The 6,442-nt window shown below is 33.9% G+C and carries 9 protein-coding genes; 7 read left to right on the top strand and 2 right to left on the bottom strand.

Going from position 1 to position 6,442, the window contains the following annotated elements:
* The first annotated feature begins 284 nt into the window (after nucleotides 1-284).
* Both BN1002_RS22920 and BN1002_RS22915 read left to right on the top strand, forming a co-directional pair.
* Nucleotides 285-545, top strand: a complete 261-nt coding sequence (locus tag BN1002_RS22920; protein WP_048828331.1) for a hypothetical protein — start codon at nucleotides 285-287, stop codon at nucleotides 543-545.
* Nucleotides 546-675: 130 nt separating this feature from the next.
* Nucleotides 676-1,548, top strand: coding sequence for a sce7726 family protein (locus BN1002_RS22915; RefSeq protein WP_048828329.1), 873 nt, complete (start codon nucleotides 676-678; stop codon nucleotides 1,546-1,548).
* Here BN1002_RS22915 and BN1002_RS22910 read toward each other — a convergent pair.
* Nucleotides 1,524-2,597: a beta family protein gene (locus tag BN1002_RS22910; RefSeq protein WP_048828328.1), complete on the bottom strand. Its 1,074-nt coding sequence runs from the start codon at nucleotides 2,595-2,597 to the stop codon at nucleotides 1,524-1,526. The two genes, BN1002_RS22915 and BN1002_RS22910, sit on opposite strands and share 25 nt — an antisense overlap.
* Nucleotides 2,598-2,885: 288 nt before the next feature.
* Nucleotides 2,886-3,692 (bottom strand): hypothetical protein, encoded by an 807-nt coding sequence (locus BN1002_RS22905; protein WP_048828326.1) that lies wholly within the window; start codon nucleotides 3,690-3,692, stop codon nucleotides 2,886-2,888.
* 115 nt (nucleotides 3,693-3,807) lie between these two features.
* Between BN1002_RS22905 and BN1002_RS22900 the strand changes: the two genes are divergently transcribed.
* From BN1002_RS22900 to BN1002_RS22880, 5 genes are all read left to right on the top strand, one after another.
* Nucleotides 3,808-4,050: a hypothetical protein gene (locus tag BN1002_RS22900; RefSeq protein WP_048828325.1), complete on the top strand. Its 243-nt coding sequence runs from the start codon at nucleotides 3,808-3,810 to the stop codon at nucleotides 4,048-4,050.
* A gap of 300 nt (nucleotides 4,051-4,350) precedes the next feature.
* On the top strand, nucleotides 4,351-5,091 hold the full coding sequence (locus BN1002_RS22895) for a phage antirepressor KilAC domain-containing protein (RefSeq protein WP_048828324.1): 741 nt from the start codon (nucleotides 4,351-4,353) through the stop codon (nucleotides 5,089-5,091).
* 101 nt (nucleotides 5,092-5,192) lie between these two features.
* Complete coding sequence (locus BN1002_RS22890; RefSeq protein ID WP_082036418.1) at nucleotides 5,193-5,384, top strand: hypothetical protein; 192 nt, start codon at nucleotides 5,193-5,195, stop codon at nucleotides 5,382-5,384.
* 20 nt (nucleotides 5,385-5,404) lie between these two features.
* Nucleotides 5,405-5,857 carry an ArpU family phage packaging/lysis transcriptional regulator gene (locus tag BN1002_RS22885; protein ID WP_048828322.1) on the top strand — a complete coding sequence of 151 codons (453 nt, stop codon included), beginning with the start codon at nucleotides 5,405-5,407 and terminating at the stop codon, nucleotides 5,855-5,857.
* A complete protein-coding gene (locus tag BN1002_RS22880) occupies nucleotides 5,854-6,396 on the top strand; it encodes a site-specific integrase (RefSeq protein ID WP_048828321.1) in 543 nt (180 codons plus the stop codon). Before BN1002_RS22885 ends, BN1002_RS22880 begins: the two co-directional genes overlap by 4 nt.
* Nucleotides 6,397-6,442: the final 46 nt, after the last annotated feature.

Below are 6,442 nucleotides of genomic sequence, written 5' to 3'. Positions count from 1 at the left end.
ACGCTAGATGGAATCCCTTTATTGAGATGGTTACAAGAAGATCACCAGAAAGCCACTGACAAATAAATTGTTGGTGGCTTTTTATTTTGCACAGTTCGGTTCTATGGCGACACAATGATAGATCAGTGACATGAAGAGGAGGCAGAATAATGAAAATTCACAAGCTTTGTAAAAGTAAAAAAATACAGGTAATTAATGTCGGTTTATAGCTATATAGGTTATTTTTTGTTAGGTTTTCCAATAAACATTTCAAGGTATTCAAATTTAGTGAAGGAGGGTAAGAATTGAATTATTATGAGGCCAATTATCCGTATTATGCCCTGTTGAAAGCATCCAATAAAAATGAAGCAATCACATTATACAACCTAACAATTGGAGAATTAATAGATGAAGAAGAAATGATAGAAGTTAGTCGAGATTATGCCCTTGCAATGTTTACCAGCGGACGTACAGAAGAAGGAAAAATAATTGGAATTTACGAAATTATTTTAGAATTTAATTGTGACAATAAAAAGGTTCTACTTATTGATAGTGCATTGTCTTAAAATCTTCTTGTTGGTATCCTTTTACTATGGAAATTTTTTCTTAGGGAGGATATCGTAAATGAGGTATAGAAAAATAAATATGAAGGTTTTATAATAAGAAAGGTTTTAGAAAGGGAGGCGATTATAAATTATGTTAAAAGATTGTATGGAGATTATTGAGAATAAGCTTAACTATGAGGAATTACAAAAATTATCTCGTACCCTTTATGGTTTATATGACCCTTTCTTACTTGATTTGAAAATATGGTCCCTTATCCAAGAAACTTTACCTAAAGAGACATTTGATCATATTGAACCTTTTAAAAATAAACTGGTAGGCCATGCTATAGTAAACGAATTAGTGATAAAATATTTTCCTGGGGAAATTACCATCAAATATAATTTTATTAAGAACTATTTAAATCGCATAAACGAAGTCACTACATTCGAATTAAATGTGGGGTCAAGTAGGTTAGATATTGGCAGAATTAACGGGAAGTCCATTGCTTACGAAATTAAGACCGAATTGGATTCGTTAGATAAGTTGGATAAACAAATAAAAGATTACAGCAAGGTATTTGAGTATGTATATATAATTATTCATCCTATACATTATAATAAAGCAGCTGCAATAATTCCTAGCCATTGTGGAATTATTACATATAATTTGAAAAGGGATACTTGTAAATTTCACTTTAGAAAAAAAGCTGAAAAAAACAAATCCATTTGTCCTAAAGAACAATTAACAACTTTAACAAAAAAAGAATTGGATTGGGCTTTAAGGCAAATGGGGGAATATAATATTACTTTGGATAAGATACAAAAAGAAGAATATATTTTTGAAAAATTTTCTCAAAGTAAAATAAACACCCTGTTTAAGAGGGTGTTAAAGAAAAGATATAATTCAAAATGGGAGCATCTTTGTGATAATTTTGTAAATATAATGCCTGTAGATGTGCAGTCATTTTTTATGACACAAGCCGACCCTTATTGGGTTTATTATAAGAATTCTTCCATGGTATAAAGGTAATGGCTACAAGCAAAGCCTTTCCATTCCGGCTGGCTATTACCTTTTTTTAGTTTCTTTTGTATATTGCTTACGTTACAACACCCATTGCAGTTAGTCTTATGAGTAACAGAGAATTCATTCCATACAGCCGATGTGGTAATGGAAGGGACCACAATGGTTTCAAATGAGTCTGCTTGTTGCAAAACCCCTTTAAACCCAAAATAAGAATTAGCATTCCAGGAATACATAATATAACCTGGGCTAATCATACCACCCTTTTTTAACTCATCTTTTTTTACTCCGCAATAATCTCCGAAAGCTGAAAAGCCTAGATTACGGTATTCAGTTAGTAAACTATTATCTGCTTCTTTTACAATTTTTCCATGATCCAAATCGACATTTGTTAATTTTCTTGGTATTGAGGATCTAATCAGCACTGTACTAATATTCTTTTGTAAAGCCAAGCTTTGAATAGTTTTATACATTTGTGGATTAATTGGATGAGAATGAGAAGCTTCATCAATATCCAACAATACAATATCCCCTTGTTTAACAAGACCACTAATTTCATTAATTGCGTTGTTAAACATGCTTGGATAAAGTCTATAAGCAATTTGATTATAATACTTTCTTAAATGTGTATCTTGCGATGTTAGGTACTGATTAATATATGGAGAATTTGGATCATACGTAACAACCGGTATAATTTTATCGCTCTTATTAACTAACCTTTGATCAGACAATAAATTATATCTTGTTTTTGGATTAGCTAAAATCGGAGTTAAAAAATCAAGAACAGGCTTAATTGTTGCATTTCCTAATTTAAGGTACATAGGAAAATCCACCATTACCTTAGTGTTTAAATTTCCTATATCAGCAATTAGTTGGTCAATTGTATCATTTTTACTTCTTGTCGTTGGCTTCTCTGTAACAATTTCAATCAAAGGAAGAATTTTATTACTAATGGATGTTGAAGCTAATGCTTTTCTTTCCTGGCTTCTAAAACGAAATACTGGTACATACTTAAAATTCGACAGAATATTTCCCCCCTCTTTTAATATCACAAAAGCTCCCTATTAAATTGTACAATTAACACAAATAAAATAACACAATAACTTCCAACAATTATGAAATTTGTCAAAAGATAGCTAAAAATAGAACCTCCATTTGATAGTGGAGTGCTAAAAAAAATTGGTCATTTTCAAAAAAAAAAAGCCACCCATTATTTGGCTAAATACCAAAAAAAATTAGGAAATTAGGGACGAAATACAAGGAATGGGTTGAAATAACTTACTCTTACTTAAAAAAACACCCCATACGGGGCGTTTTTTTGTTTTTGGTATTTAAAACTCTTATTTATATACTGCATATGACTGTTTTATTAATGCAGAATTAGCATATAAATCTACCAACTTTACAGTTCCAATTAAAGTTACTGCAACGGACGCAATACCTACTCCATTATAGCCGGCAAGGGTCCACTTATAATCCCCTTGAGCGTTAACATCATACCCTACTTTTTCGGCACGTGCGTCCGTTATTTTTGTTGAACCTGATACAGTAGAAGGGAAGACTGCGTAAGAACCTGCTTTAGATGTACTTGTCATTGTTATTCCACTTGAATTTAATTTATAAAACATGTTTAAAACCATGTGAGTGTCAGGGTAAAGAAGGTGATAAAACGCATAATCAATTTTATAAACCTTATCACCGAAGCTTTGAGTTAATTGCTTGCTAGTCGGAGTTGAAGCCAATGTAACCATATCTCCAGTGCTTATTGGGAATTCTTTAGTAATAACGGGTGACTCAAGATCTTTAGATACCGTTAAGGTAACTAGACCATTGCTTTCAGTTTCACTAGTAATTTCAAATGATTCTCCATTCAAAAGGCTTGCCTCTTCGGATAATTCATTTACAGCCTCTTGAAATTCGTTTGATAATTTAAGTATGTAAGCATCTAAGACTGAGGGATCAGTATTTTCAAATATAAATTGTCTTTCAACTTCTTCAGGCAGGGTATTATCACTCTCAAAGAAAGCAATTTTATCTTCTAATGCCCCTAAAGTATTGATTTCAAATCCTTCCGCATTTCCTTTCAAAACATTGGTTGAAGAAATAATGAAGATACTGGAACAAACAATAAAAATTTTTTTAAACATTCTGTACATCCTCCTAAATTTGTAATATGATACAAATGAACAATAACATATTTTTACTATTTTATAGATATTTTTCCCAAAAAAGTCAAAAAAAGTTAACAAATAGGAGGTTAAAATGCTTATTCGACTTAGAATCCCATTAATTCTCTTGACTTTAGGTTTAATGTCTGGTATCTTTCAACTTTTTTCATCCTTTTTACCAGAGAACTACATTTATTTAAGCTTCATATTTTTACTTCCAATTGGGATTGCTATTTATGTTTTTGAAAAAACAAATTTAGCTGAAAAAAAAGTGCCCTTATCATTTGGTATTCTTTTGGTAGTTGTTGGAGTTATTACTGACTTTATTATGAAATAACTTAAGACAGACAATCATACTAGGACAAGTTTGGGCAAAATCATCTTCTTCGGAAGATGATTTTTTTGGTTCTATTCATCCTTAAAATGGTGGAAGAACGCCTGGTTGGCGCCGCTATAGTTAATTCAAAATATCAAATTGAAAAGTTATAATTTACTAGTTAATTAATCAAAAATTTAGTATAATGGGCTTATGAATAACTGAATAAGTCCGAGATCGAGAATAAAACGTGAGGGCACTGATTAAAAGCATTTTTTGCTATTAATTAGTGTCCTCTTTTTATATTTATAGGGAGGGAAGATGTTGAGCAATCCACTTGTTATTAACCATAATACTTTTGGTGAGTTGCTGATTATTGTAGAGCATGGTAAGCCACTGTTTCCAGCTACAGAAGCTGCAAAAACACTTGGCTATTCAAACCCTCAAAAAGCCATTAGGGATCATTGCAAGGAAGATGGGTGCACGATTCGTTCAGTCACCGATTCAATGGGAAGACCCCAACAAAAGAAATTCATCAATGAGGGGAATTTATATCGGTTAATCGTTAAGTCCCACCTGCCAGAAGCAGAACGGTTTGAAAGGTGGGTCTTTGATGAAGTACTTCCGACAGTTAGAAATACGGGCGGTTATGTATCTAATGAAGATATGTTTCTCCAAACATATTTACCCTACGCGGATAATCAAACTAAAATGCTGTTTAAAGCAACATTAGAAACCGTTCGGAAACAAAATGAGCAAATGGCAATCATGCAGCCCAAAGCAGATTACTTTGATGCTCTTGTCGACCGGAATCTTCTAACGAACTTTAGAGATACAGCTAAAGAACTGCATATCGGAGAACGAGGCTTCATTAAATGGCTCCAAGAAAATGGGTTCGTATACCGGGACCTTTCGGGGAAACTAAAACCGTATGGGAAACATGTACCGGAATTATTTAATATCAAAGAGTTCGAAAGGAACGGGAAAGCCGGAGTACAAACTTTAATAACTCCTAGAGGCAGGGAAACATTTAGACTGTTACTAGAAAAAGCAGTTTCATAATTTGTCCGAGATCGAGAATAAAACGTGAGGGCACTGATTGGCCAGGCAAGTATTTGCTGTTGGCTGATTGGTGCCCTTTTTATTTGGGGAAGGTGAGGAGGATGAGAAGCTTGCAGAGCGAGCTTGGTAAATGGGCAGCAAAGAATAGCCATAAAATCAATTCAGACAAAAAAGAAAAGCTAGAAGGGTCAAAAAGAAAAGAGAAGCTTTCGACAAGAGAAATTAAAGATTTAATGGGAACTTTTCAGCCTACATATAAACGCTCAAAAGGCGGGGCCATTAGACAAAGATAACTATAAAAAGAGGTGGGGAAATGGGAAATCAAATCAATTTTAACTTGCCGTCCATTGATCGTGAGGCCACCAAGAAAGCAGTAGAAGCAGCATTAGAAAAATACAGGATATTCTTGCTTACACAATCCCCTGACAAGCAACCTAAAGTTACACAAAACTTTTCAATGGAAATGCCTGCTTACTCAAATCAATTTCATTCCTCTACAGAAGAAGCAGCAATTAAAAACGCTGATTATGAGATGGAGAGGGAGCAATACATTAGAAGAATTGTTTTAGCTGTCAATCGGTTAAGTCATTGGGAAAGATCCATAATCATTATGCGCTACATGTCCCAGGAGGATTATTACGATTATGAACTGTATAACGAGATGGGAATGAGTGAGCGTAAATATTACCGTCTTAAGGCCAAGGCTTTCTATAGATTAGCATTTGCCCTGAAAGTTGAAGTATATGAAGAGGGCGTGACAGCATGAACTTTGTACAGCCAATAAGGGACCCGGAAATCATAGCAGGTATAAAACAATATCTAAGGGATGAAAGTGATCGCAATTACATGCTGTTTGTTTTAGGAATTAATTCAGGCCTTCGTATATCTGATATTTTGCCACTTAGGGTAAAGGATGCTCAAAAATCGCATTTTACTTTAAGAGAAACAAAGACAGGCAAACAGAAACGTATCCAAATCACCCCTTCATTAAAGAGGGAACTTAGACGGTATACAGATGGGAAGGATGAAAATGAATTCCTTTTTAAAAGCCGGGAAGGCTATAATAAGCCGATTGGCAGGAGCATGGCATATAAAATACTACGTAATGCTGGGGAACGGTTTGGGCTGGATGAAATAGGTACACACACGCTTAGAAAAACGTTCGGCTACCATTTTTATCACCAGACAAAAGATGTAGCCATGTTGCAGGAGATATTTAACCATAGCTCACCAAAGATTACTTTAAGGTATATTGGCGTTGATCAGGACAGCATGGACAAAGCCATGAGTAAGTTCAAAATATAAGAGACCGTTTGCTTAAATGCAGACGGGTATTTTTTTGTCATCATCT

Origin of the sequence: Bacillus sp. B-jedd (assembly GCF_000821085.1) — a bacterium.
Lineage (GTDB): Bacteria > Bacillota > Bacilli > Bacillales > Cytobacillaceae > Bacillus_D.
The sequence above is the reverse complement of the archived record's forward strand: the minus strand, read 5'-3'. Positions and strand labels throughout refer to the sequence as shown.

Excerpts from the sequence above, each read along its gene's own strand:
- BN1002_RS22915 (WP_048828329.1), top strand. The coding sequence starts at position 676 with ATGTTAAAAGATTGTATGGAGATTATTGAGAATAAGCTTAACTATGAG.
- BN1002_RS22905 (WP_048828326.1), bottom strand. The coding sequence starts at position 3,692 with ATGTTTAAAAAAATTTTTATTGTTTGTTCCAGTATCTTCATTATTTCT.
- BN1002_RS22900 (WP_048828325.1), top strand. The coding sequence starts at position 3,808 with ATGCTTATTCGACTTAGAATCCCATTAATTCTCTTGACTTTAGGTTTA.
- BN1002_RS22895 (WP_048828324.1), top strand. The coding sequence starts at position 4,351 with ATGTTGAGCAATCCACTTGTTATTAACCATAATACTTTTGGTGAGTTG.
- BN1002_RS22890 (WP_082036418.1), top strand. The coding sequence starts at position 5,193 with ATGAGAAGCTTGCAGAGCGAGCTTGGTAAATGGGCAGCAAAGAATAGC.
- BN1002_RS22885 (WP_048828322.1), top strand. The coding sequence starts at position 5,405 with ATGGGAAATCAAATCAATTTTAACTTGCCGTCCATTGATCGTGAGGCC.
- BN1002_RS22880 (WP_048828321.1), top strand. The coding sequence starts at position 5,854 with ATGAACTTTGTACAGCCAATAAGGGACCCGGAAATCATAGCAGGTATA.